The 15684-nt window shown below is 68.3% G+C and carries 12 protein-coding genes and 1 other RNA gene; 12 read left to right on the top strand and 1 reads right to left on the bottom strand.

Annotated features, from left to right (window positions below):
- The first annotated feature begins 155 nt into the window (after positions 1–155).
- From rnpB to ACTPOE_RS09860, 5 genes are all read left to right on the top strand, one after another.
- Positions 156–559: RNase P RNA component class A (gene rnpB, locus ACTPOE_RS09880), an RNA gene on the top strand.
- Between the two features lie 232 nt (positions 560–791).
- On the top strand, positions 792–1646 hold the full coding sequence (locus tag ACTPOE_RS09875) for an ABC transporter ATP-binding protein (RefSeq protein WP_458872041.1): 855 nt from the start codon (positions 792–794) through the stop codon (positions 1644–1646).
- A complete protein-coding gene (locus tag ACTPOE_RS09870; protein ID WP_458872040.1) occupies positions 1627–2334 on the top strand; it encodes an ABC transporter ATP-binding protein in 708 nt (235 codons plus the stop codon). The genes ACTPOE_RS09875 and ACTPOE_RS09870 overlap by 20 nt, the downstream gene beginning before the upstream one ends.
- Before the next feature lie 40 nt (positions 2335–2374).
- Complete coding sequence (locus tag ACTPOE_RS09865) at positions 2375–3433, top strand: branched-chain amino acid ABC transporter permease (RefSeq protein ID WP_458872039.1); 1059 nt, start codon at positions 2375–2377, stop codon at positions 3431–3433.
- A gap of 31 nt (positions 3434–3464) precedes the next feature.
- Positions 3465–4670: a branched-chain amino acid ABC transporter permease gene (locus tag ACTPOE_RS09860; protein ID WP_458872038.1), complete on the top strand. Its 1206-nt coding sequence runs from the start codon at positions 3465–3467 to the stop codon at positions 4668–4670.
- A 101-nt stretch (positions 4671–4771) separates the two neighbouring features.
- Here the strand turns inward: ACTPOE_RS09860 and ACTPOE_RS09855 are convergent, their stop codons facing one another.
- On the bottom strand, positions 4772–6121 hold the full coding sequence (locus ACTPOE_RS09855; RefSeq protein WP_458872037.1) for an ABC transporter substrate-binding protein: 1350 nt from the start codon (positions 6119–6121) through the stop codon (positions 4772–4774).
- Between the two features lie 559 nt (positions 6122–6680).
- On the opposite strand from ACTPOE_RS09855, the gene mraZ reads away from it, so the two are divergent.
- From mraZ to murD, 7 genes are read left to right on the top strand one after another with little or no spacing between them, the layout of a single operon-like run.
- Complete coding sequence (mraZ, locus tag ACTPOE_RS09850; RefSeq protein ID WP_458872036.1) at positions 6681–7109, top strand: division/cell wall cluster transcriptional repressor MraZ; 429 nt, start codon at positions 6681–6683, stop codon at positions 7107–7109.
- Positions 7110–7117: 8 nt separating this feature from the next.
- Entirely contained in the window at positions 7118–8176 is a 1059-nt protein-coding gene (rsmH, locus tag ACTPOE_RS09845) for a 16S rRNA (cytosine(1402)-N(4))-methyltransferase RsmH (RefSeq protein ID WP_458872035.1), read from the top strand.
- A complete protein-coding gene (ftsL, locus tag ACTPOE_RS09840) occupies positions 8173–8463 on the top strand; it encodes a cell division protein FtsL (protein WP_458872034.1) in 291 nt (96 codons plus the stop codon). The genes rsmH and ftsL overlap by 4 nt, the downstream gene beginning before the upstream one ends.
- A complete protein-coding gene (locus ACTPOE_RS09835; protein ID WP_458872033.1) occupies positions 8460–10196 on the top strand; it encodes a peptidoglycan D,D-transpeptidase FtsI family protein in 1737 nt (578 codons plus the stop codon). Before ftsL ends, ACTPOE_RS09835 begins: the two co-directional genes overlap by 4 nt.
- Positions 10193–12979 carry a bifunctional UDP-N-acetylmuramoyl-L-alanyl-D-glutamate--2,6-diaminopimelate ligase MurE/UDP-N-acetylmuramoyl-tripeptide--D-alanyl-D-alanine ligase MurF gene (gene murF / locus ACTPOE_RS09830; protein WP_458872032.1) on the top strand — a complete coding sequence of 929 codons (2787 nt, stop codon included), beginning with the start codon at positions 10193–10195 and terminating at the stop codon, positions 12977–12979. Before ACTPOE_RS09835 ends, murF begins: the two co-directional genes overlap by 4 nt.
- Positions 12969–14141 carry a phospho-N-acetylmuramoyl-pentapeptide-transferase gene (gene mraY, locus ACTPOE_RS09825; protein ID WP_376816869.1) on the top strand — a complete coding sequence of 391 codons (1173 nt, stop codon included), beginning with the start codon at positions 12969–12971 and terminating at the stop codon, positions 14139–14141. The genes murF and mraY overlap by 11 nt, the downstream gene beginning before the upstream one ends.
- Entirely contained in the window at positions 14138–15676 is a 1539-nt protein-coding gene (gene murD, locus ACTPOE_RS09820; RefSeq protein WP_458872031.1) for a UDP-N-acetylmuramoyl-L-alanine--D-glutamate ligase, read from the top strand. The genes mraY and murD overlap by 4 nt, the downstream gene beginning before the upstream one ends.
- Positions 15677–15684 lie beyond the last annotated feature (8 nt).

The following is a 15684-nucleotide window of genomic DNA, read 5'->3' as shown; positions in this document are numbered from 1 at the left end:
GGCGGTGGGGCGATCGCCGGAGCCGGGAGCTCCGGGGCCAAAGGCATATTGTCGCAGTTTGGACGGGGATGCGCCGCGGATCGCCCGAATGCATGGATGTGGCTCGGCGCGTAGGTTTGCTCGGCGGCTCCCCCACTATCGTACAATGCCGACGCGGGGCAGATCGGGCGATCGCGGTGCCGTCAGGCATCGAGGAAGGTCCGGACTCCATCGGGCGCGATAGCGGCTAACGGCCGTCCGGCGATCCTTTCGGGGAAAGCCGAGGAACAGGGCCACAGAGACGAGTCTGCCGCGGGGGTGCGCCGTGAGGCGCACACCGGTACGGCCATCTCCGTACCGTCCGTCCGGCCTGTCCGGGCGGGACGCGGCAGGGTGAAACGCGGCAACCTCTATCGGGAGCAACATCAAATAGGCATGCGCCGGCTTCGTGCCGACAGGGCGGCCCGTCCGAGCATGCGGGTAGATGGCTAGAGCGGTCCAGCAATGGCCCGCCCAGAGGAATGATCGCCCGCCGGGGCAACCCGGCGTACAGAATCCGGCCTATAGATCTGTTCCGCTTTTTTTTCCGCCAGGCCGGTCCAGGGCGAAAAGCGCCCCTGGGGGGCTTGGACACAGGGCAATTCCCGTGAACTCTGGCCTGCGTCTGACGAATCCGAGCGGCATGCCGGCCGCGAGGTGGGCTAGGGAATCCGCGCATTCGGCCCCGGTGGTGGCTGTGATACCCTGAACTTCATTTCCAACCGACGGCCCGCCGTGCGCAGGCGCGAGGGTACGCCGGCCGGATTCCCGTCGTGGAAATCCAGCAGGAGGCATCGGTGGCGGATTCGACAGCATCATCCCTGTCGGAAACGGATGTCGGCCAGCGGCATCCGCTGCTCGAAGTCCGTGACCTGACGAAGAGCTTCGGCGGCCTGCGGGCCGTGGATCATTGCTCGTTCCAGGTGGAACGCGGCACCATCACCGGCCTGATCGGCCCCAACGGCGCCGGCAAGACCACGGTGTTCAATCTCATCACCGGCTTCATCCCCCCTGATTCGGGGCGCATCCTGCTGGACGGCCAGGATATCGGCCACCTGCGCCCGGATCAGGTCTTCGCCCGCGGCCTGTGCCGCACCTTCCAGATCCCCCGCGAGCACGGCACCATGAGCGTCCTGGAAAACCTCATGCTGGTGCCGTCCGGGCAATCAGGTGAGCGTTGGTGGAACGCCTTGCTGCGCCCGGGCCGGGTCCGCGCCGAGGAGGCCGGGCACCTGCGCAAGGCGCGGGAAGTCCTGGAATACCTGCAGCTCGGACATGTCCAGCACGAATACGCGGCCAATCTTTCGGGCGGGCAGAAGAAGCTGCTGGAAATGGGCCGCATGCTGATGGCGGATCCGCGGATCATCCTGCTGGACGAGCCGGCGGCCGGGGTCAACCGCACGCTGCTGCAGAGCATCGTCCGCAACATCCAGGCCCTGTCGCGCGAACGCGGGATCACCTTCCTGCTGATCGAACACGACATGAACATGGTCATGAGCCTGTGCGATCCGGTCATTGTCATGAGCGAAGGGCGCAAGCTGGCCGAGGGCGCGCCCGAGGACGTGCGCGGCGACCCGGCGGTGCTGGAGGCCTACCTGGGAGGGCAGTATGCCGCTGCTGCGGGTTGACGCCGTCACGGCGGGTTACGGCGACACCGAGATCCTGCGCGCGGTGTCCATCCGGGTCGAGGCCGGCGAGATCGTCGCCATCATCGGCCCCAACGGGGCAGGCAAATCCACCCTGATGAAGACGATCTTCGGCCTGCTGCATCCGCGCCAGGGTTCGATTGCCTTCGACGGCCGCGACATCACGCGCGAGGCGCCGCATCGCATCGTGCGGCTGGGTATGTGCTACGTGCCGCAGGTGGCCAATGTCTTCACCTCGCTGACGGTCGAGGAAAACCTCGAAATGGGTGCCTTCCCGATGGGCAAGATCGATCTGTCGGACAACAAGGACCGGGTCTACGCGATGTTTCCCAAGCTGCGCCAGCGCCGCCGTCAGCTGGCGGGCAGGATGTCCGGCGGCGAGCGGCAGATGGTCGCGATGGGCGGCGCTCTGATGATGAGCCCCAGGCTGCTGCTGCTGGACGAGCCCACGGCCGCCCTGTCGCCGAAGCTGGTGGACGAGATCTTCGAGCGCATCGCCCGGATCAACGACAGCGGCGTGGGCATCCTGATGGTCGAGCAGAACGCCCGGCAGTCCCTGGGGATGGCCCATCGCGGTTATGTGCTGGCCAATGGCGAGAATCGCCACGAGGGCACGGGCCGGGACCTGCTCGACGATCCGAACGTCGGGCGCCTCTACTTGGGAGGATGACGCGATGAGCGATATGGCGCGCCCCGCGGCGGACAAAGGCATGCCTCCGGACGTTCCGGGTGCTCCGGACACCCCGGATGTCGAGGCGGTGGACGCTCGCGATTCGGGCGGTGCGCGCGGCAGCCGCTTCGTCGGCGGCGTGCTGCTCCTGGTGCTGGCCGGCATGTGGGTTGCAGGCTGGCTCTCGGGTACCAGCGCCGAGGACATGCTGTCCCTGACCGCGTGGGGGGTGATGCTGGGTGGCATCATCGCGCTGGGCGGTATCGGCCTTACGCTCTGCTACGGCGTCCTGAAGTTCCCGAATTTCGCCCATGGGGAATTCCTGACCCTGGGGGCGTACGTGACCTACGGCATGGTGCTCGTCCTGCCGCGGTCCGACCCCATCTGGCGGTTTTCCTTCGGCTGGGAACTCCTCGCCGGCCTGCTGCTGGCGGCGGCGGTCACCGCCGGGGTGGCGATCGTGATCGACCGGCTGCTGTACCGGCCGTTGCGCCGGCACCAGTCGCCGCTCGTGCTGCTGGCCATGGCTTCGCTGGGGATGGAATTTCTGCTGCGGGGCATCGTCTATCTCATCTGGGGATCGGACTTTCATTTCTATTATTCGGGGCGTTCCAATCCGGCGCTGTATCTGCCCTTCGGCCTGCGCCTGCAGGCGGACCAGCTCTTTGTCTTCGCTCTGGCCATCGTCCTGGTGGCGCTGCTCTACTGGATGCTGACCCGCACGCGCATCGGCAAGGCCATGCGCGCGACGGCCGACAATCCCGATCTGGCCCAGGTGCGCGGCATCGATACCGAGCAGGTCGTCGCCTGGACCTGGGCCATCGGCGCGGGGCTGGCCGCCATCGGCGGGGTCATGTACGGGCTGGCGTCGCAGATGCGTCCGGACATGGGCTTCGTGCTGTTGTTGCCCCTGTTCGCGGCGGTGATCATGGGCGGGATCGGCAGCGCCTGGGGGGCTCTGGTCGGATCGGTCATCATCGGGATCGCCATGCAGCTGACCTCCGCTTTCCTGAACCCGGCCTACGGTCCGGCGGTCGCCTTCGTCCTGATGGTGCTGGTGCTGCTGATGCGGCCTCAGGGCCTGTTCGCCCGGCGCTAGGGCCGTTTCACACGCATCGAGGAACCGGATCATGGACCCCCTGCATCTGCTCAAAGCCTGCTTCCTGCTGGTGCCGGCCTTCCTGCTGGGCTGCCTGCTGTTTTCCAGCCTGCGCTGGCGGGTGCGTCTGCCGGCGTCCCTGGCGCTGGGTGCCGCCCTGGCCTTCGGTATCGCGGGCTGGTTGCCCGGCATCATGGATTACCTGGTGTCCTTCAGCATCATGGCGATCATCTATTCGATCCTGTCGTTGGGCCTGAACGCGCAGTGGGGATACAACGGTCACCTGAATTTCGGCGTGGCCGGGTTCTTCGCCGTGGGGGCGTTCACCATGGCGCTGTTCGTCACGTCGCCGCCTTCCGGCTTGATGGCGGCCTATGCCCAGCAGTGGTTCGGCCTGGATGCTCCCTATCTGGCCGGGATGGCGGCCGCCGGCGTCATGGCGGGCGCCGTGGCCTGGCTGATCGCCCAGCCCATCCTGCACCTGCGGGCGGATTTCCTGGCGATCGCCACGCTGGGGATCGCGGAGATCATCCGGCTCGTCTTCCAGAACGAGCGCTGGCTGGCCAACGGGCCGCAGCCGCTGTCCGGCATTCCCCAGCCCCTGTCCTGCGTCTTCGACCGCGAGGGCTGTGGCTGGCTACCAGAGACCCTGCGGTCCGCGCTGTCCATCATGCAGCCCAGGGACTACGGCTACCTGTACCTGGTGATCGTCGCGCTTGCGCTGGCCCTGGTCTACGTCGTGCTGGAGGCCATGGTGCGCTCGCCCTGGGGGCGCGCGTTGCGCGCCGTGCGGGACGAGGAGGATTCGGCGGCGATGAGCGGCAAGCACGTCAAGTCCCTGCGCGTGCAGTCTTTCGTGCTGGGCGCCGTCGTCATCGGCGTGGCTGGCGCCCTGTACGCGCCGTACATGGTCACGATCGACTACAGCCACTTCAAGCCCCTGTTCGCCACGTTCCTGGTCTGGGTGATGCTGATGCTGGGTGGCAGCGGCAACAACAAGGGCGCGATCCTGGGGGCCTTCGTGATCTGGGCCGTCTGGAGCGGCACGGGTTTCGTCACGGATTACCTGCAGGTCGCCCTGCAGGGGGTCGCCCCCGACGTGGCCTCCCGCATGTCCTTCCTGCGCTGGGCCTTCGTGGGGCTGTTGCTGGCGCTGATCGTGCTGTACCGTCCGCAGGGCATCCTGCCCGAGAAGAAGCGCGTGTCCCGATTCCTGGACGGGGAGCCGGAGGACTGAGGGTGATCCGCATCGCCGCCGGCGGGTGGCGCCGGTTCCGGGCGCACACGTGACAGAGGCCGCTTGAGCGGCCTCTGTTCTTGCGGGAGCGTGTTCCCGGATCAGCCGGCCGGGATGTCCTTCGCGGCGACCATCTTCACCGTCTCGATCTGGCCGCCGGCATACTTCCAGATATTGACGGGCGTGATGACGTCGCCGTTCTTGTCGAAGTCGCACGGGCCGGCGACCCCGTTGTAGTTGATCTTCTTCTTGTCCTTCAGCGCCTTGAGCATGGCCGTGACCCGGTCCTGGTCACCGCCGTCGATCATTTCGCCCGGCGGGTTGGAGACCTTGCGGAGTTCATCGCGCAGCATCGCTCCCGTGATCTTCGAGGCGTCGGCGGCCCCCCCGGCCACGACTGCAGCCATGGCCAGTCCCGCGACCAGCCCCGCGTCGTACGAGCAGGTGGTGAAGGGCGGGAAGTGGTCGTATTTGTAGGTGGACAGGTAGGTCTTGGCGAAGTCCCTGTAGGACTGCGTGCTGGTATCCTCGCCGGGCGCCGTGCCGTAGCGGCCGTCCATGTCTTTGGCGCCGACCTCCTTGATGATGTCGACGCTGGCGTTGCCGTCGGTGAACTGCCAGCGGGTGAAGTTGAAGGTGTCGCGGGATTCCTTGCAGATGGCGATGGTGTGCGCCGGGTAGCTGACGATGAGCAGGAGGTCGGGCTTGTCCTTCAGGGCCTGGGACAGCATGGACTTGTAGGTCGGCTGGACTTCCTCGGGATGCGGGACTTCCGCCAGGACGGTGCCGCCGCGTTTCTTGAAGGCGGCGGCGAAGGCGTTGGACAGGCCTTGTCCGTAGGGGTTGTTGATGTAGATGGTGGCGACGCGCTTGAACTTGTAGTTCGGGTCGATCTCGCCGTTGACGAACTGGGCGGCCACCACGCCCTGCATGGCATCGGATGCGCTGGTGCGGAACAGCAGGTCGGCCTTGGCATCGGCGGGCAGCACGCTGACCAGCGGAGACGTGGTGCCGTTGCCGATCTGCAGGACGCCCGACGGAATGGTGACCGAGGTCGCCACGGCGACCGTGACGCCGCTGGACCAGCCGTTGATGATGACCGGCGTGTGCTGGGTATCGACCATCTGGCGGGCCGCCTGGACGCCGACCGTGGGCAGGGTGGCGCTGTCGGCCGTGACGTGGCGGGCGATGAGGGGGCCGCCGAAGACTTCCTTGGCGGCCGTGTTGATCTGGTCGACGGCCAGCCTCACCGCGTCGCGGTAGTAGGGGCCGAACTCGGCCGCGGAACCTGTCATGGGCAGGACTTGCCCCAGGTTGATGGCGGGCGGTGCGCCCGCGGCCAGGGCGCGATGCAGCGGCAGGATGCCGCCGAGCATCAGGATGCCGCCCGTGGCCCCGGCGGACTGCAGGAAATGGCGGCGCGATTGGGGGGAATGGATCTGATCCGACATGTGAAGATCTCCTTTCTGGTGACTGACGAGACGACAGGCAAACGCAAAAAATGCCCCCGCGCTCGCCCTGCGGGCTTGCACCCACTTCGCAGCCTGCATGCCGCTCGGATTCGTCAGACGCGGAAATAGTCCGCAGATACAAGGGACTATTCCGCGCCCTGGCTCATTCCCCCAAGGGGGCGCATTTTGTCTTGGGACGGCCCGGCGACAAAAAAGGCTCGGATGTCTTCGAGTCTGGCACCTGGAAATGCCGGTGTTTCAGCCCGGGGTGGCGAAAGTTCATTACAGCGGCCGTCCCCGGGCATGTCAATCGGGGATTGGCGCAGGTCCGGAGCGGCCCGGCAGGCGGAGGCAAAGGCCCTTACCTGATAAAGGACTTTCAGTTTAGTTTGCAATCCATTGATTTTTCAGGTTTTTATTTCGCGTAGAATTCTTAAAAACAGTTGTAAGTGCTTGTTGTCATTGAATAAATTTCAATTTTTGCCTTGACCGGCATCGATCCATCCCGTAGAGTGGGGCAAAGTAGATTTTTGTGTCATGAAGTGGGAGAAATCGCCTCGTGTTTCAAGGAAGCAGCGCGCTCACGCTGGATGCCAAGGGCCGGATGTCCATCCCGGCCCGGCATCGTGACGCCCTGCAGGCCCGGGAGCAGGGGCGCCTGACCCTGACGCGGCACCCGGACGGTTGCCTGATGATCTATCCCCGTTCCATCTGGGAGGCCAAGCGCGAGCAGATCGCGGCGCTGCCGGCCTCGGCGCGGCCCCTGCAGCGCCTGCTGCTGGGTAATGCCCAGGACGTGGACATGGACGGAGCGGGCCGCATCCTGGTGGCGCCCGAGCTGCGCACGGCGGCCGGGCTGAGCCGGGACGTCATGCTGCTGGGATTGGGATCGAACTTCGAATTGTGGGATCGCGCCCAATGGGAGGCGCGCTGCATGGCGGACGTGGGCAATCTCGATCCGGCCATTCTTGAACAGATTTCTTTCTGAACCCGCACATGGCGTATTCCCATCGCACCGTTCTGCTGGAACCGGCCATCGACGCATTGTTGAGTCCCGCGTTCGGCCGTCGGTCCGCGGTGCCTGCGGCGGATGCTCCGCCTCTGGATGGCGTGTACGTGGACGGGACCTTCGGACGCGGAGGGCATAGCCGCCTGCTGTTGAGCCGGCTGGCCCCGGGGGCGCGGTTGCTGGTGTTCGACAAGGACCCGGCCGCCATCGCCGAGGCTCAGGCGTTGCGCGCCGCCGACGGGCGGGTCGAGGTCGTGCACGACGGCTTCGCCTCCCTGGACGCGCAGCTCGACCGCCTGGGCATCGCGCGGGTTGACGGCGTGCTGCTGGATCTGGGCGTGTCCTCGCCTCAGATCGACGAGGCGGAACGTGGATTCTCGTTCATGCGGGATGGCCCGCTGGACATGCGCATGGATACCAGCCGGGGACAGACGGCGGCGCAATGGCTGGCCGAAGCCGACCAGGAACAGATCAAGGAGGTCATCGCAGATTATGGCGAAGAACGGTTTGCTTTCCAGATTGCAAAGGCGATTGTTGCGCGCCGCCAATCCGGGCCGCTGCGCACCACGGGCGAACTTGCCCAGCTCGTCGCCGGTGCCGTCCGTACGCGCGAAAAGGGTCAACACCCGGCCACCCGCACCTTTCAAGCTGTACGGATTCACGTCAATGAAGAGCTCACGCAGCTCGCGCACGCCCTCCCGGCAGCGTTGACCCGCCTGCGGGCGGGCGGGCGCCTGGCCGTGATCAGCTTCCACTCGCTGGAAGACCGCATGGTCAAGCAGTGCTTCGCCGCCGCCGCCCATCCGGGCCGGGACCGGGCGCGGCTGCCGATCCCCGAGCGGGACATGCCGCGGCCCTACGTCACCCTGCTCGGCCGCGTCCTGGCGGACGAGGCCGAGGTGGCGGACAACGTGCGCGCCCGCTCGGCCGTGCTGCGGGTGGCCGAGCGCACCGGCGAACCCCTGCCGCCGGAAGAGGCCGCGGGCTTCATCCGCCTGCCGGGCCGCGCGCCCGCGCGGCGCCGGGCGGGGAGGGCCGCGCGATGATCCGGCTGAACCTGTTCCTGGCGTTCCTGCTGATGGCTTCGGCCATTTCGCTGGTCACAGTGCGCTTCCAGACACGTGAACTGTTCGTGGCGTCCGAGCGACTGAAGTCCCACGCGCACGAACTGGACGCGGAATGGCGCCGCCTGCAGCTCGAACGGGCGGAGCTGGCGCGCAACGCGCGCATCGATTCGCTGGCCCGCACGGATCTGCACCTGGTGTCGGTGACGCCGGACCGCACGATCTACCTGCAGCAGCCGGCCCCCGCCGTCCGGGAGGGCCAGCCATGAAACGCTTCGGCTTCCACGAAAGCCCTGTACTGGCGAGCCGTCCGGCCTTCTGGCGGGCGCGGCTGGTGGTGATCGTGCTGATGCTGGGTTTCGCCGCGCTGGCGGCCAAGGCGCTGAACCTGCAGATTCTGTCCAACGAGTTCCTGCAGCGCCAGGGAGAGCGCCGCTACGAGCGCACCCTGGTCCTGCAGGCCTCGCGCGGCAAGATCCTGGATCGCAGCGGCTCGGTGGTGCTGGCCTCCAGCGTGCCGGCCAAGGCCATCTGGGCGATTCCCGAGGATTTCCACAAGGCCACCGACGCCCAGGTCGCCGACCTGGCGCGCCTGCTGGACGTCAAGCCGGCCGAACTGCGCCAGCGCACCCTGGACGAGGACAAGAATTTCGTCTATCTGCAGCGGCAGGTGGCCACGGACAAGGCCAAGGCCATCCAGCAGATGAAAATCCCCGGAGTCCAGCAGATTGCCGAGACGCGCCGCTTCTATCCGGAAGGCGAGGTCATGGCGCACATCGTCGGCTTCACCAACATCGAGGATCGTGGCATCGAAGGCATCGAGTTGGCCTTCAATGACCGGTTGTCTGGCCAGCCGGGATCCCGGCGCGTGATCAAGGACCGGCTGGGCCGTGTGGTCGAGGACGTCCAGGCCGTGGTGCCGCCGGTGGACGGCCAGAACCTGCAGCTGTCCATCGACGCCGGCATCCAGTTCGACACCTACACCGCGCTCAAGACCGCCATGAAGGCGCATCAGGCGCGCGCGGCGGCGGCCATCGTGCTGGACGCCCGCTCGGGCGAGATCCTGGCGATGGTCAATCTGCCGTCCTACGACCCGAACGACAACTCGGAGCGCACGGGCGAGGCGCTGCGCAACCGCGTCGTGACCGATACCTTCGAGCCCGGCTCCATCATGAAGCCGTTCACGGCCGCGCTGGCCCTGGACGAGGGAAAGATCACGACCCGCACGCTGTTCGATACCGGCAAGGGCCGCTACAGCTACCAGGGCGCCGTGATCTCCGACGTCAGCCGCAACGGCGTGCTGAACGTGGGCGGCATCATCCAGCGCTCCAGCAACATCGGCATGACCATGATTTCGGAGCGCCTGACGTCCCAGTCGATGTGGGAGAAGTTTTCGGCGCTGGGATTCGGACGCGTGCCCCAGACGCACTTTCCCGGCATGGCCTCGGGGCGCCTGCGGCCCTGGCAGCGCTGGCGGCCGATCGAGCGCGCCACCATGGCCTATGGCTACGGGCTGTCCGTGTCTCTGCTTCAGGTCGCGCACGCCTACACCGTCTTCGCCCGCAACGGTGACATGGTGTCGCTGTCCCTGCTGCGCCGCGAGGGCCAGCCCACCAGTGTCCAGGTCTACACGCCCGAGATCGCCCGGCTGATGCGCGGCATGCTGGAGGCCGCCGCCGGGCCGGACGGCGCCAAGCTCGCCCGGGTCCAGGGCTACCGGGTGGCGGGCAAAAGCGGCACCGCGCGCAAGATCGTCAACGGCCAGTACAGCAAGACCAAATACCGCGGATCCTTCGTCGGCCTGGCTCCGGTGTCCGATCCGCGCATCGTCGTGGCTGTGTCCATCGATGAACCCGGCGCCGGGGGGTATTATGGCGGCCGCGTGGCCGCACCCGTCTTTTCCGACATCGTTTCAAGCACCCTGCGACGCCTCGGCGTGCGGCCGGACGCGCCCGTGGATTCCCTTGTGGCCGTGGCGGAGCAGGGGGGACGCACACAATGATCCTATTAGACATCATGGCCTGGCTGGACGAGCGGGTCGATCGCAAGGCGGACCTCTGCCTCGATTCGCGCCGGCTGCGGCCGGGCGACGTATTCTTCGCCTGCCCCGGGATCGTCGCGGACGGCCGTGCCTACATGGAAGCGGCCGTGGCGGCCGGCGCGGCCGCCATCGTCCGGGAGACCGGCGGCGAGCATCCTTCGCCCGCCGCCGTGCCGATTCTGGAGATCGGGGGCCTGGCCGCGTTGCTGGGCGAGATCGCCCACCTGTGGTACGGCCGGCCTTCGGACGCGCTGACTGTGATCGCCGTCACCGGCACCAACGGCAAGACGTCCGCCACGCAGTGGATCGCGGCGGCGCTGAACGCCGAGGGCATGCCCTGCGGCACCGTCGGGACGCTGGGCGTGACGCTGGCCGATGGCGGCAACCTGGGCGGCGCGCTGACCACGCCGGATGTGTTGACGCTGCATCGCAGCCTGGCCGCCATCGCGCGCGCGGGGGGCGTGGCGGCCGCCATCGAGGCCTCCTCGATCGGGATCGAGCAGGGCCGTCTGGACGGGGTCAGCATCCAGGTCGCGGGTTTTACCAACCTGACCCGCGATCACCTGGACTATCACGGCACGGAAGAACGCTACAAGCAGGCGAAGTTCGCCCTGTTCGCCCGGCCGGGCCTGCGTGGCGCGGTCATCAACGCCGACGACGCGGCGGGGCGGGAATTGCTGGAAGGCGACGCACCCTCCGGGCGCCGGACGGGCTACAGTCTGCGGCGCGAGAGCGCGGCGGCCTTCCGGGCCGAGGACATCCAGCATGGCGCCAACGGCCTGGTCTTCAACCTGGTCGCGCCCGACGGCAGCGCCCAGATCCTGACCCACCTGGTCGGGGAACACAATATCTCCAACCTGCTGCTGGTGGCCGGCGTGCTGCGCGAGCTGGGTTGGGGGCTGAGCCGCATCGCCCGCGCGCTGGCCGTACTGCATCCGGTGCGGGGTCGCCTGCAGGTGGTCACGGCGCTGGGTGGTTCCAGCTCGGCGCGGCCCCAGCCTCTGGTCGTGGTGGATTACGCGCATACGCCGGACGCGCTGGAGCGGGCGCTGACGGCCCTGCGGCCGCTGGCCCGGGATCGCGGTGGCCGCCTGCGCTGCGTGTTCGGCTGCGGCGGCGACCGGGATGCCGGCAAGCGGCCCCTGATGGGCGCCGCCGCGGCCCGACTGGCCGACGAGGTCGTGGTCACCACCGACAATCCGCGCACCGAATCGCCCGAGGCCATCATCGAACAGATCGTGGCGGGCATGCCGCGCCGTCCCGATGTCCGGATCGACCGGGCCGACGCCATCCTGGAAGGCATCTGGGGCGCGGACGAACGCGACGTGGTGCTGCTGGCCGGCAAGGGACACGAGACCTATCAGGAAGTCCACCATGTGCGCAGCCCCTTCGACGACCGGGAATGGGCGCGTTTCGCCCTGACCTGGCGGCAGGGCGCGGAACTGTCCACCGACACTCGCGACCTGCCGTCCGGCGCCCTGTTCCTGGCGCTGGAGGGCGAACGCTTCGACGGCCATGAATACCTCGACGCGGCCGCCCGGGCCGGCGCGCGCGCGGCGATTGTCGCCCATCATGTCCCCGGCGCCGGCCTGCCCCAGATCGTGCTCGGCGACACCCGCCTGGCCCTGCGGCGCGCGGCCACGGCCTGGCGGCGCCGGTTCCGCGTGCCGGTCATCGCGGTGACCGGCAGCAACGGCAAGACCACGACCAAGGAAATGATTGCCGCGATCCTGGCGGCCTGGTGCGGCGAGGAAGGCCGTCTGGCGACGCGTGGCAATCTCAACAACGACATCGGCCTGCCGTTGACGGTGCTGCGCCTGCGCCCGGCGCACCGCGCCGCCGTGCTCGAACTGGGCATGAACCATCCGGGGGAAATTGCCGTGCTGGCCGCCATCGCCCAGCCCATGGTCGCGCTGGTGAACAACGCGCAGCGCGAGCACCAGGAATTCATGAACACGGTCGAGGCCGTGGCGCGCGAGAACGGTGCCGTGCTGCAGGCGCTGCCCGCCGACGGCGTGGCGGTGTTCCCGGCCGACGAGGATTACACCGGGCTCTGGCGGGAACTGGCCGGCGACCGGCGGACGCGGTGCTTCGGCTTCGCCGACACGATCGACGCGCACGCCTCGCAAATCCGCGCCGGGACGGCGCAGACGGAATTCCGTCTGCATCTGGGCGCGGAGGCCCTGCCGGTCGTCCTGCACGCGCCGGGGCGCCACAATCTGCGCAATGCCCTGGCGGCGGCCGCCTGCGCCTGGGCGGCCGGCGCGCCCGCGGCGGCCATCGCGGCCGGCCTGGCGGCTTTCGCCCCCGTGGGTGGCCGGATGCAGCCCCGGCCGCTGGCCGACGGCTTCCAGTTGATCGACGACAGCTACAACGCCAATCCGGATTCCGTCCGCGCCGCCATCGATGTGCTGGCGGGGCTGGATGGCCGGCGCATCCTGGTGCTGGGCGACATGGCCGAGGTCGGCGACCAGGGGCCGGCCATGCACGCCGAGGTCGGCGCTTATGCCCGCCAGTGCGGCGTGGACGCGCTGCTGACCCTGGGCCCCGCCGCCCGGGGCGCCGCGCAGGCCTTCGGTCCGCAGGCCCAGGCCTTCGACGCGTTCGACGAACTGCTGCCACACCTGCTGGCGGCGCGCCCGGGCCACATCCTGGTCAAGGGTTCGCGCAGCATGCGCATGGAGCGGGTGGTGCGGGCGCTCGACGCGGACGCGTCCGCGCAGGAGGGCGATCATGCTGCTTGAGCTGGCGCGCTGGCTGTCCGACGAGCATTTCCGTGCCTTCGGCGTGGTGGAATACATCACCTTCCGCGCGCTGCTGGCCTGCGCCACGGCGCTGGCCATCGGCCTGCTGGCCGGCCCTTGGCTGATCCGCCGCCTGACGGCGCTGAAGATCGGCCAGGCGGTGCGCAGCTACGGTCCGCAGACGCACCTGCAGAAGAACGGTACCCCCACCATGGGCGGCGCGCTGATCCTGATCGGCATCGGCATCAGCACGCTGCTGTGGGCGGACTGGACCAACCGTTTCGTCTGGGTGGTGCTGCTGGTGACCTTCGGTTTCGGCTGGATCGGCTGGGCCGACGACTACCGCAAGGTCGTGCATCACGACCCGGAAGGCATGCCGGCTCGGCAGAAGTTCTTCTGGCAGGCGCTGATCGGCGCCGTGGCCGCCGTGTATCTCAGCTTCGCCGTGTCGGTCCCGGCCAACACCGAAATCTGGCCGTTGTTCCGCGAGTGGGTCCTGAGCGGTTTTTCCATGCCGCTGCCCGCGCGCGCCGACTTGATCGTGCCGTTCTTCAAGACCGTCAGCTATCCGCTGGGCGTGTTCGGCTTCGTCGCGCTGACCTGGCTGGTGATCGTGGGCACCAGCAACGCCGTCAACCTGACCGATGGCCTGGACGGGCTGGCCATCATGCCGACGGTGATGATCGGGACGGCCCTGGGCATCTTCGCCTACGTGGTCGGGCGGGTGGACTATTCCAAGTACCTGCTGTTTCCCTACATTCCAGGCGCGTCCGAGCTGATGGTGCTGTGCGCGGCCATTGCGGGCGCGGGTCTGGCCTTCCTCTGGTTCAACACCTATCCCGCCCAGGTCTTCATGGGCGATGTCGGCGCCCTGGCGCTGGGCGGCGCGTTGGGCACGATCGCCGTCATCGTGCGCCAGGAGATCGTCCTGTTCATCATGGGCGGGGTCTTCGTGGTCGAGACTCTGTCGGTCATGCTGCAGGTCACCTGGTTCAAGTACACCAAGAAACGCTATGGGGAAGGCCGCCGGATCTTCCGCATGGCTCCGCTGCACCATCACTTCGAGGTGGGCGGCTGGAAGGAAACCCAGGTGGTTGTCCGTTTCTGGATCATCACCATGATGCTGGTCATGATCGGCCTGGCGAGTCTGAAACTGCGATGACGAGCCTGGGCGATTTCCCCTCCATCCGTCGCGACGGCCTGACCCTGATCCTGGGATTGGGGGAAACGGGCGTGGCGGCGGCGCGCTGGTGCGCCGCGCATGGCGCCCGCTTGCGGGTGCTGGATACGCGCGCGCAGCCGGGCGGGCTGGATGCCCTGAAGGCGGGCGGCGTCGCTGCCGAGTTGCGCCTGGGGGCCGACGCCCTGGTGGTCGAGGCGCTCGACGGAGTCCACACGCTGGTGCTCAGCCCGGGCCTGAATCCCCACGAGGCGCCCGTGGCCGGCCTGCTGTCGGCGGCGCGTGAACGCGGCGTCGAGATCCTGGGCGAGATCGAATTGTTCGCCCGCGCTCTGGCCGACCTGCGCGCGCAGGGCTATGCGCCCGCGCTGCTGGCGGTGACGGGCACCAACGGCAAGACCACGGTCACGTCGCTCACGCGCCATCTGGTCGAGGCGAGCGGCCGCCGGGTGCGCGCGGCCGGCAATATCGGCCCGGCCGCGCTCGCCGGCCTGAAGGACGCGCTGGAGCGGGACGAACTGCCCGAGGTCTGGGTGCTGGAGTTGTCCAGCTTCCAGCTGGAAGCCACCGCCACACTGGCTCCCGACGCGGCCACGGTGCTCAACGTCACGCAGGATCACCTGGACTGGCACGGCTCGATGCGAGCCTATGCGGCGGCCAAGGCGCGGCTGCTGGAAATGGCGCGGATCGCCGTCGTCAATCGTGAAGATCCACTGGTCCGCGACATGGTGCGGGATCTGGCCGATGAGCGGGTGCGCAGTTTCGGGACCGACGCTCCGGCCCTGGCGGGGGACTTCGGCCTGCTGACGCAGCAGGGCCTGGCCTGGCTGGCGACCGCGCCCGAGGCCGAAGCCGATCCCGTGCCCCAGACGCCCGTTCGCCGTCGCCGCCCGGTGCGCGACGAAGGCCCCGTCCGGCGGCACGCCGTGTCCGCCCAGGCGCTGATGCCGGTCGAGGCGCTGCGGATCCAGGGTACCCACAACGCGCTCAATGCGCTGGCGGCGCTGGCCCTGGGCCGCGCCATCGGCCTGGACTGGGCGCCGATGCTGCACGCCCTGAGGACCTACCGGGGCGAGGCGCACCGCACGGAATTCGTGCGCGCGATCGCGGGAGTCGATTTCATCGACGACAGCAAGGGGACCAATGTGGGCGCCACGCTGGCCGCCCTGAAGGGACTGGGCCGGCCGGTGGTGCTGATCGCCGGCGGCCTGGGCAAGGGACAGGATTTCGCGCCCCTGGCGTCGGCCGTGCGCGCCCATGCGCGCGCCGTGCTGCTGATCGGCCAGGACGGGCCGCTGATCGGCCGGGCGCTGGCGGACTGCGAGGTGCCGCTGCGGTCCTGCGCGACGCTGGAGGATGCCGTGGCCCAGGGCCTGGAACTGGCGCGGCCGGGCGATGCCGTACTGTTGTCGCCGGCCTGCGCCAGCATGGACATGTTCCGCAACTACGCCCACCGCAGCGCCTGCTTCGTCGAGGCCGTGCGTGAACTGGCGATCGAACGCGGAGAAATCGCATGAGCGCGCCG

The organism is Castellaniella sp. WN, from assembly GCF_054457555.1.
This window is presented reverse-complemented; position numbering and strand designations above follow the sequence as displayed.